15 protein-coding genes are annotated in these 17,479 nt (G+C 45.5%); 12 read left to right on the top strand and 3 right to left on the bottom strand.

All coding sequences use genetic code 11. The features are described from left to right. Nucleotides 1-237: 237 nt before the first annotated feature. The 3 genes from H8S84_RS02570 to H8S84_RS02580 are packed head-to-tail and all read left to right on the top strand — an operon-like array spanning nucleotide 238 to nucleotide 2,816. Nucleotides 238-771, top strand: coding sequence for an RNA polymerase sigma factor (locus H8S84_RS02570; RefSeq protein WP_187065704.1), 534 nt, complete (start codon nucleotides 238-240; stop codon nucleotides 769-771). A gap of 17 nt (nucleotides 772-788) precedes the next feature. After that, complete coding sequence (locus tag H8S84_RS02575; protein WP_187065705.1) at nucleotides 789-1,664, top strand: hypothetical protein; 876 nt, start codon at nucleotides 789-791, stop codon at nucleotides 1,662-1,664. Nucleotides 1,665-1,676: 12 nt separating this feature from the next. Then, complete coding sequence (locus tag H8S84_RS02580; protein ID WP_187065706.1) at nucleotides 1,677-2,816, top strand: outer membrane beta-barrel protein; 1,140 nt, start codon at nucleotides 1,677-1,679, stop codon at nucleotides 2,814-2,816. A 71-nt stretch (nucleotides 2,817-2,887) separates the two neighbouring features. On the opposite strand, the gene H8S84_RS02585 is transcribed toward H8S84_RS02580, so the two are convergent. Beyond that, entirely contained in the window at nucleotides 2,888-3,655 is a 768-nt protein-coding gene (locus tag H8S84_RS02585; RefSeq protein ID WP_317175418.1) for a TrmH family RNA methyltransferase, read from the bottom strand. Here H8S84_RS02585 and tamL point away from each other — a divergent pair. Further along, the gene (gene tamL, locus H8S84_RS02590) at nucleotides 3,649-6,093 is read left to right on the top strand and encodes a translocation and assembly module lipoprotein TamL (protein WP_222621554.1); all 2,445 of its coding nucleotides are present in this window, start codon (nucleotides 3,649-3,651) and stop codon (nucleotides 6,091-6,093) included. The genes H8S84_RS02585 and tamL overlap by 7 nt on opposite strands. Before the next feature lie 172 nt (nucleotides 6,094-6,265). On the opposite strand, the gene H8S84_RS02595 is transcribed toward tamL, so the two are convergent. Beyond that, the gene (locus H8S84_RS02595) at nucleotides 6,266-8,344 is read right to left on the bottom strand and encodes an alpha-ketoacid dehydrogenase subunit alpha/beta (protein WP_187065708.1); all 2,079 of its coding nucleotides are present in this window, start codon (nucleotides 8,342-8,344) and stop codon (nucleotides 6,266-6,268) included. Between the two features lie 285 nt (nucleotides 8,345-8,629). Here H8S84_RS02595 and hemF point away from each other — a divergent pair, with 285 nt between their 5' ends. Genes hemF through H8S84_RS02615 form a run of 4 tightly spaced genes read left to right on the top strand, consistent with a single transcriptional unit; the run spans nucleotide 8,630 to nucleotide 13,469 of the window. Beyond that, nucleotides 8,630-9,529 (top strand): oxygen-dependent coproporphyrinogen oxidase, encoded by a 900-nt coding sequence (hemF, locus tag H8S84_RS02600; protein WP_187065709.1) that lies wholly within the window; start codon nucleotides 8,630-8,632, stop codon nucleotides 9,527-9,529. A gap of 5 nt (nucleotides 9,530-9,534) precedes the next feature. Next, nucleotides 9,535-10,107 (top strand): phosphatase PAP2 family protein, encoded by a 573-nt coding sequence (locus tag H8S84_RS02605; RefSeq protein WP_187065710.1) that lies wholly within the window; start codon nucleotides 9,535-9,537, stop codon nucleotides 10,105-10,107. A gap of 49 nt (nucleotides 10,108-10,156) precedes the next feature. Continuing rightward, the gene (locus tag H8S84_RS02610; protein WP_187065711.1) at nucleotides 10,157-12,532 is read left to right on the top strand and encodes a TonB-dependent receptor; all 2,376 of its coding nucleotides are present in this window, start codon (nucleotides 10,157-10,159) and stop codon (nucleotides 12,530-12,532) included. A 1-nt stretch (nucleotide 12,533) separates the two neighbouring features. Continuing rightward, a complete protein-coding gene (locus tag H8S84_RS02615) occupies nucleotides 12,534-13,469 on the top strand; it encodes a DUF4249 family protein (RefSeq protein WP_187065712.1) in 936 nt (311 codons plus the stop codon). Nucleotides 13,470-13,689: 220 nt separating this feature from the next. Here the strand turns inward: H8S84_RS02615 and H8S84_RS02620 are convergent, their stop codons facing one another. Next, on the bottom strand, nucleotides 13,690-14,274 hold the full coding sequence (locus tag H8S84_RS02620; protein WP_187065713.1) for a riboflavin synthase: 585 nt from the start codon (nucleotides 14,272-14,274) through the stop codon (nucleotides 13,690-13,692). 188 nt (nucleotides 14,275-14,462) lie between these two features. Here H8S84_RS02620 and H8S84_RS02625 point away from each other — a divergent pair, with 188 nt between their 5' ends. The 4 genes from H8S84_RS02625 (at nucleotide 14,463) to H8S84_RS02640 (ending at nucleotide 17,462) form a co-directional block, all read left to right on the top strand. After that, nucleotides 14,463-15,125, top strand: coding sequence for a protein-L-isoaspartate(D-aspartate) O-methyltransferase (locus tag H8S84_RS02625; protein WP_187065714.1), 663 nt, complete (start codon nucleotides 14,463-14,465; stop codon nucleotides 15,123-15,125). Nucleotides 15,126-15,203: 78 nt separating this feature from the next. Then, nucleotides 15,204-16,145 (top strand): gliding motility protein GldB-related protein, encoded by a 942-nt coding sequence (locus tag H8S84_RS02630; protein WP_187065715.1) that lies wholly within the window; start codon nucleotides 15,204-15,206, stop codon nucleotides 16,143-16,145. Nucleotides 16,146-16,253: 108 nt separating this feature from the next. Beyond that, the gene (locus H8S84_RS02635; RefSeq protein WP_187065716.1) at nucleotides 16,254-16,787 is read left to right on the top strand and encodes an acyl-CoA thioesterase; all 534 of its coding nucleotides are present in this window, start codon (nucleotides 16,254-16,256) and stop codon (nucleotides 16,785-16,787) included. Between the two features lie 6 nt (nucleotides 16,788-16,793). Further along, nucleotides 16,794-17,462, top strand: a complete 669-nt coding sequence (locus tag H8S84_RS02640) for a hypothetical protein (RefSeq protein ID WP_187065717.1) — start codon at nucleotides 16,794-16,796, stop codon at nucleotides 17,460-17,462. The last annotated feature ends 17 nt before the right edge of the window (nucleotides 17,463-17,479 follow it).

A 17,479-nucleotide genomic window follows, 5' to 3' on the forward strand; every position in this document is an offset into this window, starting at 1 on the left:
TTTTATTGCTTATACTTTCAGCTTTACCTTTAGTAGCGCCTGTTACATCAAATTTTTATAGTTGATATTCAATTATTTATAGCAAAGAAATTGGTAGCTGGAAAAAAAATATAGAAATTTATAAATCCTCAGGCAACCTATAAGGTGGTATCTTACATCTAAGGGTTAAAGAGCAACACAAAGCTCGAAAATTGCAAAGTATATATTATAGCAGAATTTGATAAACCATTACACAGCGTGTCGGAAGCGGAGTTAATAGCAGGATGCCAAAGGGCTGAAAGTAAAGCACAGAAGGTGCTATACGAGCAGTATGCCTCTAAGATGTACGGCGTGTGCCTGCGCTACCTTAAAAATGATATGGATGCGGAAGAGGCGCTGCTGAACGGGTTTATGAAAGTCTACCAGAACATTGACCGCTTTGAGGCAAAGGGTAGTTTCGAAGGATGGGTGCGACGCATTATGGTGAATGAAGCACTTGCTTTTTTAAGAAAGAAAGAGCCACTACACCTGGCCATCGAAGACAGCCACATACAGGTAGCCGGCGCTAACGGCGCAGACCACGACCTAGCTGAGGGCGAGTTAATGGAACTGCTGCATACATTACCAGCAGGATACAGAGCAGTTTTTAACCTTTACGCTATTGAAGGATACTCACATAAAGAAATTGCCGATATGCTTGGCATAAACGAAGGTACATCTAAGTCGCAGTTGAGCAAGGCACGCGCCATGCTGCAGCGCCGCTTAGAAGGACAAAGTGCCATAGCCGTTTAAAGAAAAGGAGGATACCCATGAGACCAGAAGACATAGATAAATTATTTAAGGAGCGCCTAGGCAACACCTCTCCTACGCCCTCCGCAGACCTGTGGAGCAGACTGCAGGACAGAATGGAAGCTGAAATGCCACAGCAGGTAAAGCCTATTGTAAAAGAAAAAGATGAGAAGAGAGGCTTTATGTGGATCTACTCTTCTGTGGCTGCTACGCTTTCTCTGCTACTGACTGTGGGCGTGGTGTTCTACAACATCAAGTCTAACCCGGAGGTAAGTGAGACGCTGGCTATACAGGAAAAGGCAGTACTACAGGAGACACCGGTATATAAAGCACCTGAAACAGAGACGCTGGCACAGGTAGAAACAAAAACTGAAAAAATTTCTGAACCCCAGGCAACCGAAGATGCAACCCCTGCATCTAACATTACAGAAACGGTTGATAAACCTGCTACCATAGCAAAGGCAACAACAAAAGCTGTACAGCAAACTAAAGTAACCCGCGCTACAGTAGCAGAACAACCAAATGCAGATGTGCAGCAGGCCATCGCCGTTAATACCCCGATTACTGAAAAACCAGCAGAAATAGCTACGGTGGTGCCAACAGCAAAACCAGTTATGCCTTCTGCCCTAGCTGCCAGTGCCGAAATGAATGCCCGACCTGTCGAGATCACGATCAAACGCTCTGCTGCCCCGGCTGTTGCCTCAGCTCAGGAGCAGTATGAAGAAGAAAGTGGCCTTGAGAAGAAAGCGAAGCTTGCCAAGAACATTTTTAAGCAGGCACGCAATCTGGCGAACGGCGAACAGGTAGAACTTGCAGCTCTGGGCATAAAGGCCGATAGAGTAGCACTGGAAACTCAAATCGGGAAACAAAAAATATCTAAAGTAATTAATCTCTAACCCTACAAAACCATGAAACGAGTACTACTAATCATGGCCATTTTCATGGCCACAGTCACCGGTGTGTCTGCCAAAGGCGGCCTTACCGTAAAAGAGCGCCTCACTTCTGAGCAGGATACAATTGTTGTGAAAATGGCAAACGGCGCTAAACTTATACTTCAGCTACAGAACATTGAGCAGCTAAAGGCTTTCCAAAACTACAGCCTGGATTCGCTGATGCGAGAACTGAACAAGTATGTAGACCAAGTAGACCAGATGGAGAACACCACCACCGGGAACAAAGACCTGACCGTAACATTCAACACAGATAAGGCAACTGACGGTAAATCAGAGCAGATAACAGTAACTGTGCAGGAGAAGGATAAGAAAACCGGACAGGTGAAGAAAGAGAGTCATGAGATCCGCATCAATAAGTCTTTTAAAATAGACGTGGAAGTGGAAGAAGACGGAAACGACACAAAAGTAGACGTTAACATACCAAACAAAGCACAGCGCGACAGTGCCCGCACAGCATATAAAGATGCCCACTACAAGGCCAGTAAATTTAACTTTGATGTGGATCTGGGCTATAACAGCTTGCTTAGCAATGATTACATGCCTGTAACGGAGGTGCCTGATCTAAGAACACTGGGCTCAAGATACGTAAGCCTTAACCTGCACCTGAACAACCAGATCGGTGGCCGTAAGAGTCCGTTCTATATTGTATCAGGTTTTGAGTTCGCCTTCAACAACTTCATGTTCGACGATAACATCGTAGTAAGCGAAGTAGACAAGGTAACCATCTTTACAGAACTGCCTGACCGTAATTTCGAGAAATCAAAGCTTACTTACTCTTCTGTGAACATTCCGATCATGCCAATGTTTAAGTTTAAAAGAGAAGGCGGAAAAGACGGATTTGTGATAGGTGCCGGTGGATTTGCAGGTTACCGCCTGGGCAGCCACACCAAACTAAAGTATGAGGAAGGTGGTAAAACCGAAAAAGACAAAACCCGTGATAGCTTTAACCTAAGTGATTTCCAATACGGTTTAGAAGGAGTTATCGGATACGGAAGCCTAAACCTCTTTGTAAAGTATAACATGAACGATCTGTTCAAAGACAACCGCGGTCCTCAGGCAAATGTGATCAGCTTCGGCTTGAGATTACTAAACTAGTAAGTATAATAGAATAGTTTGTGAATAAGGTGAGAAAGAAAGAGGAGCTTTACGGCTCCTCTTTTTACGTTTTAAGCGTTACGCTTAAAATTATCGATAATGATGGCTGTGGCTGTGGCAACATTCAGTGATTCCGCTTTACCGAAAGCAGGGATCTTGATCAACTGGTTTACCTGCCGGGCCACTTCCGGCCTGATACCATTTGCCTCGTTGCCTAATACAACAATCCCCTCAGGCCTGAGCTGCATGTGGTGAAGGTTTTCGCCGGCAAGTGAGGCTCCGTAAATTTTATACTTACTGTGGTGCTGTTCCAACCACTCTGGCAGGTTTAGGTAGTGTACTTTAATCCTTGTAAAAGAGCCCATCGTAGCCGAAATTACCTTTGGGTTATAAAAGTCGGCACAGGTATCAGAACAAACTACATGCTCAATGCCATACCAATCTGCAATGCGAATAATGGTGCCTAAGTTACCCGGATCACGAATATCATCCAGTGCAATTACAAAGTCTTTTTCCTGTAACCTGAGGGGTTGTAATTTACGCATACTTGCAACAGCAAGGACAGCGTTATTACTGGTAAAGGTGCCGGCGGCAACTAAGTCTTTCTCTGTAACTATATCATACTTAAACCCTTTGGCAAGTATAGCGGTATGCTCTTGCTTAAAAGACTCTGTTACAAACAGGTGCTGTACCTCAAAGTCTGACTGCAACAATTCCAGTACGCTCTTGGCGCCTTCCACTACAAATGCTTGGTGTTGGCTGCGGTATTTTTTTACTTGCAACGATTTAACGTATTTTACAACTGCTTTCGAGAACATAGCCGGATAAACGTTTGACATCACGAGTATACATATACGCCCTTGCATTTACAATTCTTTGCATAACCGGCTGCGTGCCTACCAGGTATTTAGGTGAAGAGGAGCAGTTGTTGGTTAGCGTTAAACCAGTGGGCCTAAATTACGTGGATCCCGTTGCTATTCAGGGCCTTTACCGGCAAGAGCCAAACCGGCTTGTGCTTGGTTCTGCGCCTTACCTAGCACTTTATAATTTTGGGAAAAAGTTTTACGACCCACCCAAAATACAGCAAAAAATAGAAGCACTGGAGGCTAAGCGTCAGGAGAAAATAGCAGAGGCCGGCAAGGATTCCGTTGAGATCGCAAAAATACGGAATAAGTATGAGGGTAAAGTTGAGCGCCTTGAGACAAAATTAAAGGAAGGCAACCTACTGATGCAGATCGGTGAACCGCCTGCCATTTACGATTCGCTGCAGATGGAGCGTACTATTGATCAGATAGAGATCTACCTGAACTCTAACGGATTCTTTAACAGTGAAGTAAGTTATACAAAAGATGTAAAGCGGGATAAGTTAGTGTATGTTACCATTAATATAGATGAGAAAACGCCTTACCGCTATTCAGATTTTACTTACACTATCCCGGATACAGCTATAAAGCAGATTGTGCTGAGAAATGCTGACAGGTCTTTGTTGAAGCTGGGTGATATTTATGACGAGGATGTGCTGACCAGTGAAAGAGACCGGCTGTATAATCTGTTGCGTAACCGGGGTTATTATGATTTTGCGCGCGCTTATATCAATTTTGAAGTAGACACAACAAAGGCAGGTAGCTATGCACAAGTAAACACCATTATCCAAAACCCTGATGAAAGCAGCCGCCACAAAGTTTATACAATAAACAACGTATACTTTAAGTCAGATATAGATCGGTTTGGTATACCGCGCGACACGGTAAAGTTTAACGGCATTAACTACACGGCTTATAGACACCGTTATTCTCATGAAATACTTGATCAAAAAATAGACATACAGCCGGGACAGCTATATAGCCAGCTGCAGACAACGACCACGCAACGGAAGCTTTCTAACCTAGATGTGTTCCAGTTTAACAATGTGCTGTATAACAAAGTCACCTCACCGTTCGATTCTGTTTATCAGCTTAATGCTTTTATTAATGCTGTGCCAGCTAAGAAGTTTCAGGAAACAACAGAGGTAGGTATAAATTTTACGGAGCGAAAACCTGGTCCGTTTACCAGTGTGCGGCTGCGTGTTAGAAACATTTTTGGCGGTGCCGAAAACTTGGATATTGGCGTGTATGGTGGATTGGAAGGACAGCTAGCACTAGTAGACACGGACGAGGAAGCTAAAACGGACATGATTAAGGAATTTGGCGGCAATGTGTCGATTACATTTCCGGTTATACTTGTTCCTTTTACAAATAAAAGCCTCCTCTCCGACCTTAACCCGAGAACACGTGTATTTACAGGGCTTTCATCTGAAGAACGAAGCGAATATAAGCGTCTAAATTACCAGCTTGGTCTGGATTATATTTGGCAGCGCTACAGAAATCCATCGCAACCGCCTGTGATGCAGTATACCTTCTCTCCTGTCAATTTTAACATCATAGAGGTAAACCGTGTAGATTCCACGTTCATCAGATACCTCGAGAGGTTTAGTAACAGCAGATCGCTGGCTGAAAGTTTTGAGAGTGCGTTGCTCTCTTTTATGTCGTTCAACTTTATTTACAACACTAATGATTTTGCGCAGACCCGGAACGCCAGGTATTTCAGAACGCAGGTAGAACTGGGTGGACTAAGCCAGCAACTAGGGTTGAACCTGAATCTTGGCGACCTGCGCACTTTCCAGTATGGCAGAATCAATCCGGACTACAGACGCTATATTCCGTTAGGCGGCGAGCGCTTGTTTGCTTACAGAGTAAATGCTGGTGTAGCAAAGCCACTATTCGACTCAAACGTTTTGCCATACGACAAGCACTTTTTTGCTGGTGGCGCCACGAGTGTACGGGCCTGGCAATCCAGAAGACTTGGCCTCGGCTCATACTTTTCTACTACCCCGACTGAAGTAAATGGAGATACAATTCTTGTCAGAAACTTTAATGCAGAGCAGCCCGGTGAGGTGCTGTTGGAGGGCAGTGCTGAATACCGCTTTAATATGTTCAGCTTTATTAATGGTGCTGTGTTTGTGGATGCGGGAAATGTATGGGAACTGAAGAAAGACCCTGCAAAACCTGGTGCCAATTTTGAGTTTGGCCGCTTCTATAAAGAATTAGCCGTTGGTACAGGTTTCGGTATCCGTTTCGATTTATCTGTAGTTGTGCTCCGATTTGATATTGCTACCAAAGTAATAGACCCCGCTGAGATTAAGGGTGAAAGATTTGTGCTGGATAACTTCAAATTCTCACAAATATTTACCCGTAACAACCAAACTTCACTTAACATCGGAATCGGGTATCCATTCTAGGATCGGTGATCAAGAGCTAAGGTTTAGTAGGTCATAAGGTGTGTCACTACCCCAGAGCTCATACTTATCAAAGCGGAGTTAGAGCAGAGTTGAATTCACATTTAAGATTAAGACAAAAAAGAAGCCCCGTCATCTGGCGGGGCTTCTCTGTTTTTATACTCAATACTTTGTATTAGTACTTCAATAACTCTTCCAGTGCCTTTGCAACTTTATCCGGGTTAGGCAGCATCATTTTCTCCAGTTCCACATTTAGCGGAATAGCCGGTAAGTTAGCAGCGCCTAAAGTATAAACCGGCGCATCAAGCTTCTGGAAACAATCTTTCGATAAGCGTCCGGCTAACGACTCGGCAAACGAATTCATTAATGGCTCTTCCGTCAGTACCAATGCTTTACCGTGGCGCTCAACAGATGCTTTTACCGTGTCGTAGTCCAGTGGGTTTAGCGTGCGCAGGTCTACGATCTCTATACTTCCCGGGAACTGCTTAGAGGCTGTTTTAGCCCAATACACACCCATGCCATAGGTGATCACAGTTAAGCTGTTGCCCATACGGATTTCCTCCTCATCGGCCTTCTGCACAATATTAGCTTTACCTAAAGGCAGAATGTAGTTCTCGTCTGGCTCTATGGTTTTAGCATCTTCTGTGCCCGGCACCTTAGACCAGTAAATGCCTTTATGCTCCAGCATCACAACTGGGTTCGGGTCCAAGAAAGCAGCTTTCATCAGGCCTTTCATATCGGCGGCATTGCTTGGGAACACCACTTTAATGCCCCTGATGTTTAGCAATGTAGACTCTATACTTCCGGAGTGGTACGGACCACCGCCACCGTAGGCACCAATTGGTACACGGATTACAGATTGTATCGGGAATTTACCATTGCTCAGGTAGCAGCTCTTTGATAGCTCTTCTACTAACTGATTTATACCTGGCCAGATATAATCAGCAAACTGGATCTCTACAATAGCCTTGGCGCCTACAGCCGACATACCCGCCGTTGAACCCACAATGTATGCCTCCTGAATAGGCGTGTTAAATACGCGGGCATCGCCATACTTTTTAGCCAGCAAAGCAGCCTCACGGAACACACCACCCAACTCACCTCCAACATCCTGGCCATAGAACAAGGCCTCCGGGTAAGTTCGCAAAATATCGTCTACTGCGTGCAAGGCCGCATCCACCATAATCGCTTTCTCTGCTCCAGCCGGTGTTCTTTCCCCTTTTTCCTCGGTTACCGGGGTTGGGGCAAACTCATGCTCATTAAAGGTTGATGGATCAGGGTTAGGCGCTTCCAAAGCACGGTGATAGTCTGCAGCCACAGTAGCTACAGCTTCCTGCTCCAGCTGGTCAATTTTCTCCTGGCTTACATCTGCATTTAACAACGCGTGGCGCAATTTAGGAATCGGATCATCCACAGAGTGCTGGTTCAGGTTATCGCCACGGTACCACTCACGGCGTACGCCAGACGTATGGTGACCCAGTAACGGAACCTTCGCGTGCACCAGTATTGGCTTTCGAACTTTACGGGCATATTCAAAGGCAACGCGCATTCCTTCATACGACTCTTCAAAGTCAGAACCGTTTACACGCAGGCGTTCCATTCCTTTAAAACCGGCGGCATACTCATATGCATCCATGGCGCGCATTTCCTTGCCTGTAGCCGAAATGCCCCAGTCGTTATCCTGGATAAGGTACACGATAGGCAGATTTTTAAGTATAGCCATCTGGAAAGCCTCTGCTACTTCTCCTTCGGTTACAGAACCGTCACCCAAAGAGCAGAGTACCACCGGCTTCTCCTCACCTTTCAGCAGCCCCTGGCCTTCGAGGTAAGCAATGCCATGCGCCATGCCTGTTGCAGGAATAGCCTGCATACCAGTGGCTGAACTCTGGTGCGGTATCGTCGGGAAACCTTCTCTTCTGAGAGACGGGTGACCATAGTAGGTACGACCTCCTGAGAACGGATCGTCGGCCTTCGCCATTAGCTGCAGCATGAGCTCGTACGGCTGCATACCAATACCCAGCAGAATAGAATCATCTCTGTAGTATGGCGCAGCGTAGTCGTAAGGCTTTAGCTGGAAAGCAGCGGCAAGTTGTATGGCTTCGTGGCCCCGTGAGGTACTATGCACATACTTACTGCAGATAGCTTTATTTTCTTCGTAGGTGTCTGCCAATGTTTTGGCAGTAACCATAAGGCGGTAAGCTTTTTTAAGCAGATCAATGTCCAGCTTAACAGCTTCCAATGTATCTTTTGACATAGAATGCATTTCTTTTGCCCGAAAATAAGAAATTTCGGCCTTTTTCTAAAATCCTGCGCCGGGCTTCGCTTCTCCGGCAATATTCGGTAATTTTGCAGCGGCTATACTTTTAGTAGGCAAAGGACTGCTTACCAAAGGTCAAACGGCTTAGCAGTAGGTGTTCTTTTATGATCTGAGGAAAATATTAGCTCTTCAGATTCAACATGAAGTATAGCTTTATCGGGACATTGGATTGATCAGAACGAAACTATCTAATGTCTTTTGTAAAATAACTTCTAGCAGAAAATGTTCAGAGATAAAGTAGAGGCGTTTATGCGCCAGTTCCAGAAAGATTTGTACCAGGCGCTGGAAAAGTGCGACGGCGGTGCAAAGTTTAGTGCCGATGAGTGGGAACATGAAGGCGGCGGTGGCGGCATTTCCCGAGTAATTGAAAATGGCGCTGTACTGGAGAAAGGTGGCGTAAATTTTTCTGCTGTGCAGGGTGAGCTGTCTCCCCAGTTTCTGAAGATGCTGCAAATGCCCGATCCGGCTTACTTTGCTACAGGTGTTTCGGTGGTAATGCACCCGCACAGCCCCATGGTGCCCATCACTCATATGAATGTGCGCTACTTCGAAGCCGGCAACGGACAAGCCTGGTTTGGCGGAGGAATCGACCTTACTCCTATTTACCTTGATGTAAAACAGGCGCGTGAGTTTCATGAGCAGATGAAAGCTGTTTGTGATAAGCACCACCCAAGCTATTATCCGGAGTTTAAGAAATGGGCTGATGATTATTTCTATAATGAGCACCGTGAAGAGACACGAGGTGTAGGCGGTATTTTCTTTGACAGGCTAATGGCTACGGATGAGATAAGCATGGAAGAGCGTTTGGCCTTTGTGCACGATGTGGCCTATGCATTCATCCCTTTTTATACTTCCATCATGAACCAGAACCGTGATCTGCCACACGGAGAGCGTGAAAAGCAGTGGCAGCTGATTCGCCGTGGCCGCTACGTGGAGTTTAACCTGGTATATGACCGTGGCACTAAATTCGGCTTGCTTACCAAGGGCAGAATCGAATCTATTTTGATGAGTTTACCAACCCATGCCTCTTGGCACTATAACTTTAAACCAGAGTCAGGCAGCCCGGAAGAGAAAACACAGCAGCACCTTAAAAAAGACATCGACTGGCTTAATGCGCAGTAATTTTTATGGAGACGCTGGAGCAACTGGATAAAGAACTTTTCCTTTACCTGAACGACATGCAGAGTCCGTTTTGGGATGCTTTGATGATATTTGTATCGGAGAAGCTGGTGTGGATACCGTTTTACCTGGGGTTGATTTTATACCTGGTTTGGCGTTACCGCAAACGTAGCATCCTGATGATAGCGATGGTGCTGGTTGCCATTGGCCTCTCCGATTTTATAGCATCAGGTTTGTTTAAGCCATACTTTGCACGACTTCGCCCCTGCCACGATGCCTCGCTCTCTGAGTTCATCAATATTGTAGAGGGCTGTGGCGGGCAGTTTGGGTTTATGTCGTCGCATGCAGCCAACAGTTTTGCGCTGGCTGTTTTCTTTAACCTCATACTTTCTGACAGGTACCTGTACTTTAAGGTCATTTTAGTGGCCTGGGCTGTAATCGTATCGTATAGCCGCATTTACCTTGGTGTACACTTCCCGGGTGATATTATTGGTGGTGCTTTGCTAGGCTCTTTCCTGGCTTATGTATGCTCTCTGGGTTATACTATTTTACTGAACAAATATCCCACGTTTGCGCGTTAAACCTTTAACACAAAGTGCTGTTTCCTATGTGTTAAAAGGAGCCTTAGGTTTGCGAATTACTCTATATACTTTTTCCCTTCTACTTATACTACTGGCAACGAATACAGCTTCAGTTGCACAGCAGTTTTATACCCTTTCCGGCCGAGTACTGGATGCCCAGACTGGTGAAGCACTTGCCGGAGCTACACTATTTCTAAAAGAAACCAAAGAAGCCGGAGCTGTTACTGACGCCACAGGCAAGTATAATTTTGCTGCCCCAGCTGGAAACTACACACTTGTCACGCGCTACATTGGCTACGACGACCTGGAGCAGCAGGTAGTTCTGGATAAGAGCAAGCAGCTAACGATTAGATTGAATGCAAAAACCTATGGCGTGCAGGAGGTTGAGGTAATTGCCGAAAGGAGACCTCCAATCACGCAATCTGCCACCATGGGTCAGCTCGATATCCCCCTCGAAACTATCAAAACACTGCCGGTTCTTTTTGGAGAAGTTGACATCTTAAAAACAATACAGCTGATGCCGGGCGTACAGTCTGGTGGCGAAGGAAATACTGGTTTTTATGTACGCGGTGGCGGCTCAGATCAAAACCTGGTGCTTCTGGATAAGGCTACTATCTATAACCCGGGCCATCTGCTCAACTTCTTTTCAGTGTTCAACAGCGACGCTATCGTAAATACGACACTTATCAAAGGCAGTATGCCTGCAAAGTATGGCGGCAGGCTATCTTCGGTGCTGGATGTGGAGATGAAAGACGGCAGCATGTCAGATTACAGTGCTGAAGGTGGTATAGGTTTAATTGCTTCACGGTTGTCAGTGCAGGGGCCTTTTGCTAAGGAGAAGGCCTCTTTTATACTTTCCGGTCGCAGAACCTACATCGATGTACTTACTGAGCCTTTTCTAAAAGATACAGAGCAAGGCGGGGTACCCTATTTCTTTTATGACCTCAACGGCAAGCTAACTTATACTTTATCACAAAAGGATCGGCTATACCTGAGCGGTTACTACGGACGCGACAAAGGCACACTGAATCTTTCGGATGGCCGCTTTACATCCGACTTTAAGTGGGGCAACGCCAGCGCCACAGCCCGGTGGAACCACCTTTTCAGCGACAAGCTTTTCATGGATGCCACTGCTCTGTTGAGTAATTACAATTTTGAATTTACCTGGGAGTATGGGGGCTATACTACTGTACTTGAATCCGGGGTGCGCGACTACAGCTTTAACCTCGATTTTGACTACACGCCCAATGTAAGGCACCACCTGCAATACGGAATACAATACACCTACCATACCTTAAGGCCACGCACCGGGCAGGCTGAAGGTGAAGCAGGCGAGGCTTTTGCCACAGATCGCATCAAACCAAAATATGCTCACGAAACTGCCCTTTACCTCTCCGACGATTGGAACGTAACAGATAAGCTGCTGCTAAACCTTGGCCTGCGCAGCAGTTACTTTATGCAGGTGGGGCCTTTTAATTTATACCAGTTTAACCAAAACGAACAGGTAACAGACTCTGCCAGGTATGGTAGCAACGACAAAGTAAAGGCCTTTCATAACCTGGAGCCGCGGATAGCGCTGCGCTACACGTTAAACAGTAAGTCCTCTGTAAAAGCAGCCTTTACAAAATCTGCACAGTACCTTCACCTGGTTTCGAATGCGTACACAACCCTGCCTTTGGATGTATGGGTGCCAAGTTCTGCCATTGTTGCACCGCAGCGTGCCACGCAGTATGCCCTGGGCTATTTCAGGAGTATGAAAGACAACCTATACGAAGGCTCTGTGGAAGTATATTACAAAGACATGCAGAACCAGTTGGAGTATCGCGAAGGCTATGCGCCGGGCCCAAGCAATCGTGATCTGGAGTATGAGTTTGTGAGCGGAAGCGGAGAATCTTATGGCGTGGAGCTTTTTCTGCGTAAGAACCTGGGCAACCTGCAGGGCTGGTTTGGTTATACTTTGTCACGTACCACGCGCACTTTTCCGGATATAAATAGTGGCGAAACCTTTCCGGCGCGCTTCGACAGAAGGCATGACCTCTCTGTGGTAGCCAACTATAAGCTGAATGATAAGTGGACGTTTGGAGGCTCATTTATCTACGGCACCGGGCAGGCTACTACTATGCCGGTTAGACGCTATTTTATCGAAGGAAATGTTGTGTACCAGTACGGCGACAGGAACAGCTTTAGAATGGAACCTACCCACCGCCTAGACCTTGCTGCTACGCTGGAGGGAAAGAAGTATAAAAACATCCAAAGCAGCTTTACTTTCTCTATTTACAACGTATATGGCCGCCGCAACCCATTTTTATACTACATCGACAATGAAGGCACCGCTTACAGCGAAAGTATAAATTTGCAGGCAAAAAAAGTATCTATTATACCTTTCCCGTTGCCATCAGTCACCTGGAATTTTAGCTGGAAATAACATGAAGCGTTTACAATTTATACTTCTGTTCGTTGCTGCGCTGCTATTAACCGGTTGTGAAGAGAACCTGACGTTGGAGATACCTGAGGGCGAAGCAAAGTTGGTAGTGGAAGGACACATTGAGCAGGGAGCTCCTCCCATTGTAGTGCTTACTAACTCTGTTCCGGTTTTTGCCAATGTATCAGCAGAGACATTTCGGGATGCCTTTGTACATGATGCGCAAGTAACGGTAAGTTCTGGAGGCCAGGTTTATACTTTGCGGGAAGTGTCTTCAGCTGCTTTTTCAGATGAGCTTAAGGAACAGGTGGCACTGCAGTTCGGAATTTCTGAAAGCTTGCTAAACGGCAGCAATGGCTTTCCTTTTTATGTGTACACTACCGATGCGCTTAAGGGAACAGTTGGCAATAGCTATGCATTGCGCATCAGCCACCAGGGTAAAGTGTTAACCGCCAGCACTACCATTCCACACCTCAACCCAATAGACTCACTCTGGACGCTTCCTCATCCTAAACCAGAAGAAGACAGCCTCAGGATACTCATGTATAAATATGCTGATCCGGATACACTGGGTAACAGCGTGCGTTATTTCACAAAACGCAACCAGGAGCCATTTTACCCGGGCCTGCTGGGCTCGGTTTTTAACGACGAATTGATCAACGGCGGCACCATCACTTTTCCCTTGGATAGAGGTGAACCCCGTGGGCAGGCTGAAATAAACCAGGAGCTTTACGGCTACTTTGGCAAAGGTGATACTGTTACAGTACGCTGGGCTGCTATAGACCTTCCCCACTTCCGTTTCTGGAGCACATTGGAAAGTGAGCAAAACAGCAACGGCAGCCCAATTGGCTCACCCAATACAACGCGTTCAAATATAAATGGCGGCCTGGGTATTTGGGGCGGTTATGGAGTTACTTACCACAGGATAATTATCAAGTAGGTATTTGTGTAGACCAACCACACCTGCCCCTAATTCCGACAATTTAGGGAGCTAAGTATCCCTTTTTGTCATTTCGAACTCAGTGAGAAATCTATTTAAGATTAATTCTGAAAGGATTCTATAAAGATCTTTCCTATCGTCGAGATGACAACAAATCTTAAGATGACGGCTTAGGTTGTTAGGGGTGGTTGGACCCGATGCCTCTCATACATTATTAAACTTACTTGCCAAGCAGCCTTGCAACATACTTTCCTATGATATCAAACTCCAAGTTTACCATGTCGCCAGGTTTTACCTGGTGCAGGTTGGTGTGTTCGTAGGTATAAGGTATAATAGCTACTGAGAATGAGCTCTCTTTCGAATTGAAAACAGTCAGGCTGATGCCGTTCACGCAGATCGATCCTTTTTCAACAGTCACATTTCCTAAGCTAGGATCATAGCGGAAAGTAAAGATCCAGCTGCCGTTTTCATCTACCACAGACTCACAGATACCTGTCTGGTCTACGTGGCCTTGTACCACATGACCATCGAAGCGGCCATTGGCCTGCATGCAACGCTCCAAGTTTACCTTATCCCCTACTTTTAGGTCATTCAGGTTAGTTTTTTTAAGCGTCTCGTCAATGGCTGTAACGGTGTATTTATCCTCGTTTATGCTTACCACTGTCAGGCAAACACCGTTATGGGCAAGGCTCTGGTCTATTTTAAGTTCGGGTGTAAAAGGGCTGGAAAGGGTAAAATGCTTATTCGTGTTCTCCTCACGTATATCTGTAACCTGGCCAAGTGCCTCTATTATTCCTGTAAACATCGTTCTAGTGCTGGTTTATATTTCAAATTTAACAGCTTTATAGCCTATTTGATGCACTAAATCTTATTTTGATGCCTGATTTATACTTCAGATGCTTATTTTCGCAAACAAATCTTTTTTATCCGGAGCAAGTAAGATAAAAGTAGCGGCATTGTAGTGGCCCTAGTACCCAAAGCAATAACAGAAAAATGCAGACAGACTCATACAGACACCGTGGCATGCGCCGTGCTTTAGTAAATCAGTTGCGCGAAAAAGGCATACGCGATGAACGGGTGTTGGCTGCCATCGAGGCTGTGCCACGTCATTTCTTCTTCGATAAAGCTTTTCTGGAGCAGGCTTACCAAGACAAGGCCTTCCCAATCGGTGAGGGACAAACAATATCACAGCCTTATACTGTTGCTTTTCAGACAGAATTGCTGCAGCTTAAGCCCTCCGATAAAGTGCTCGAAATAGGTACAGGGTCTGGTTACCAATGCTCCGTATTGCTGCAGATTACGCCGCACGTTTATACTATTGAGTATAATCGCGCCCTCTACGAAAAAGCCCAATTATTTTTTAAAAAGCACGGGCTGAAGCCACACGCTTATCATGGCGATGGCTCCCTTGGCTTGACTCAGCACGCACCATATGACAAGATTATTGTAACCGCGGGTGCTCCGGGTGTGCCAAAGGCGCTGGTACAGCAGTTAAATGCGGGTGGTTGCCTGGTAATACCGGTAGGTAGCGAAAGCAGCCAAAAGATGTTGCGCATTACACGTGTAGAGCATGATGAGTTTACGAAAGAGGAATTCACCAGCTTTAAATTCGTACCACTTTTAGGTAAATCTGGCTGGGAGTCTGAAAAATTTTAAACCGCTTATATAAGTGTTTTTGAGGCGAAGGTGCAACCATAGTCCATGGCATTTGTCTTTGACAAAAAAGATCAAACTATGAAAAAAACAACTACAGCCTTAGCCTTTATACTTTTCTTTGTTACTACTGCTAGCAGGGCACAACATAAATTTGAGGCAATCTACTCAGATGTGAGTCTGTTCTGGAGTGCTTTTGATCAGTTACATAGAGCAAAGACAACAGAGGATTCTATTGCCATACTTCAGAGCGCCTATTTAACCAAAGCAAGCCCCGGTGTTGCGCAGTTTACACAAGGCCGTATCGTAAGTGCAAAATACCTCCAGAAAACCATCAGCAAGCACCGCCAGTATTATACTTTCCTTCGCAGCCATACTTATAAGCTAGACCAGATACTCCCGCGGCTCGACAAGCACTACAAAAGGTTAAAAAAGCTGTACCCAGAAACAGATATACCAAAAGTATACTTTGTAATGGGCGCTTTAAATTCTGCGGGTACTATAAAGCAAGATCCAATTATAGGCGTGGATATGTTCGGATTTTATCCCGAAACACCCAAACAAGAATTGAGTCCGTGGCTTTTATCTGTATTGAGGCCCATAGAAAACATTGATATTGTAGTGATGCATGAAATGGTGCACATGCTGCAGAAAGGATACGAGGGTCAGGAAAACACGCTGCTAAAGAAAAGTATAGGCGAAGGCGGCGCAGACTTTGTAAGTGAACTGGTTACCAAAAGCAACATCAACAAACACGTGCACAAATATGGCATTGAACATGAGCGGGAGCTATGGATGCTATTTAAGAATGAAATGCACGGCACTGATCTGAGCAACTGGCTCTACAATGGCCTGACCAGCAAAGACAGGCCCGGTGACCTGGGCTATTTCATGGGATATAAGATATGCGAGGCCTATTACAAAAAGGCGAAAGACAAGAAGCAGGCTATTAAAGAAATACTGGATATAAAGGATTATGGTGTATTTCTTGCTAAAAGCGGATATGCAACGAAGTTTAACTGAATGTTAAGTTTATAGCAGGAGCCCTGTTTTTTGCCTTGCCTGCAAAAGTATATTTTATGCTTTGCCCTTTGAGGCGTATCTTTGCGCAATCAAAAAAGCATAATTGTAATGCGTAAACAGAAAAAAGTACAAGACTCTTACGTTATCATGACGGAACTGGTATTGCCAAACGATACCAACACGTTGCACAACTTAATGGGTGGCCGTATGATGCACTGGATGGACATTGTGTCGGCTATTGCTGCTCAGAAACACTCCAACCGCATTGTGGTTACAGCATCTGTAGACAACGTTTCTTTCTCTGAAAGTATAAAATTAGGAAACGTTGTAACGCTGGAGGCAAAAGTTACACGCGCCTTTAACTCCTCTATGGAGGTACACATCAATGTTTTTGCCGAGGATATTCCAAGCGGTAAAAAACTAAAAACAAATCAGGCCTTCTTTACTTTTGTGGCAGTTGACCAGCTGGGTAACCCGATCGATGTGCCAGAGGCAATTCCTGAAACAGAAGAAGAGATCAGGTTATATGATGGTGCATTGCGTCGCCGTCAGCTGCGCCTTGTACTTGCAGGCAGAATGCAGCCAAGCGAAGCAAACGAACTACGCTCCATATTCGACATCAAAGAAGACGCACAAGGTTAAGCAAGTATGGCAGGTTTACAGGCAGATCAGTTAAACAGCGAGTTTCTTAAGAACTTCATATCGGAAACCGTTTATGTGGTTGATGGCGATATGCCTGTGTCTGTACCTGATGCACCAAAAGAGGAATTAGTTGCAACACCTGCTACACCGGCTCCAGTTGCTGATCAAAATAAACCTGAACCTGTAGCTCCACCTGATGCCCCTGTTCCGCCTGCTCAGCAAAAGCCGAAGCCTACCCCTAGCCTGCCTAAAATTCCAAAACAAGATGTTACGCCGACAACTGGTAAGTATAAGACCATTGGCGAAAACAGGAAAGGCGTAGTTATACTTGTAACGTTACCGGAAGAGCAGTTTGTAAAGCTGCCACAACTTGAGTTCCTGAACAAGATTTTGGGAGCTATTGGGCTTAAACCTACAGATGTCGCTTACCTGAACAATGTTTCTGGTGCCATAGCGAAGTTTGAGGATATGCAGCAGGAACTGGAAGTGAATTACATCATCAGCTTTGCCAGCCGTTTAGATACAGACTTACCTCACGATAAGTTTACGCTGTACAATCCTGTGATGGTTGGGTCGGTGCCAGTACTATTTTCGCAAGCGCTTGCTATACTAGAGCACGATATAGAGCACAAAAAGCAACTTTGGGGTGCTTTGCAAAAGGTATTTTCCAAATAACAGATTTATACTTCCTT

The organism is Pontibacter cellulosilyticus (genome assembly GCF_014306105.1).
In the GTDB taxonomy this organism is placed as follows: Bacteria; Bacteroidota; Bacteroidia; order Cytophagales; family Hymenobacteraceae; genus Pontibacter; species Pontibacter cellulosilyticus.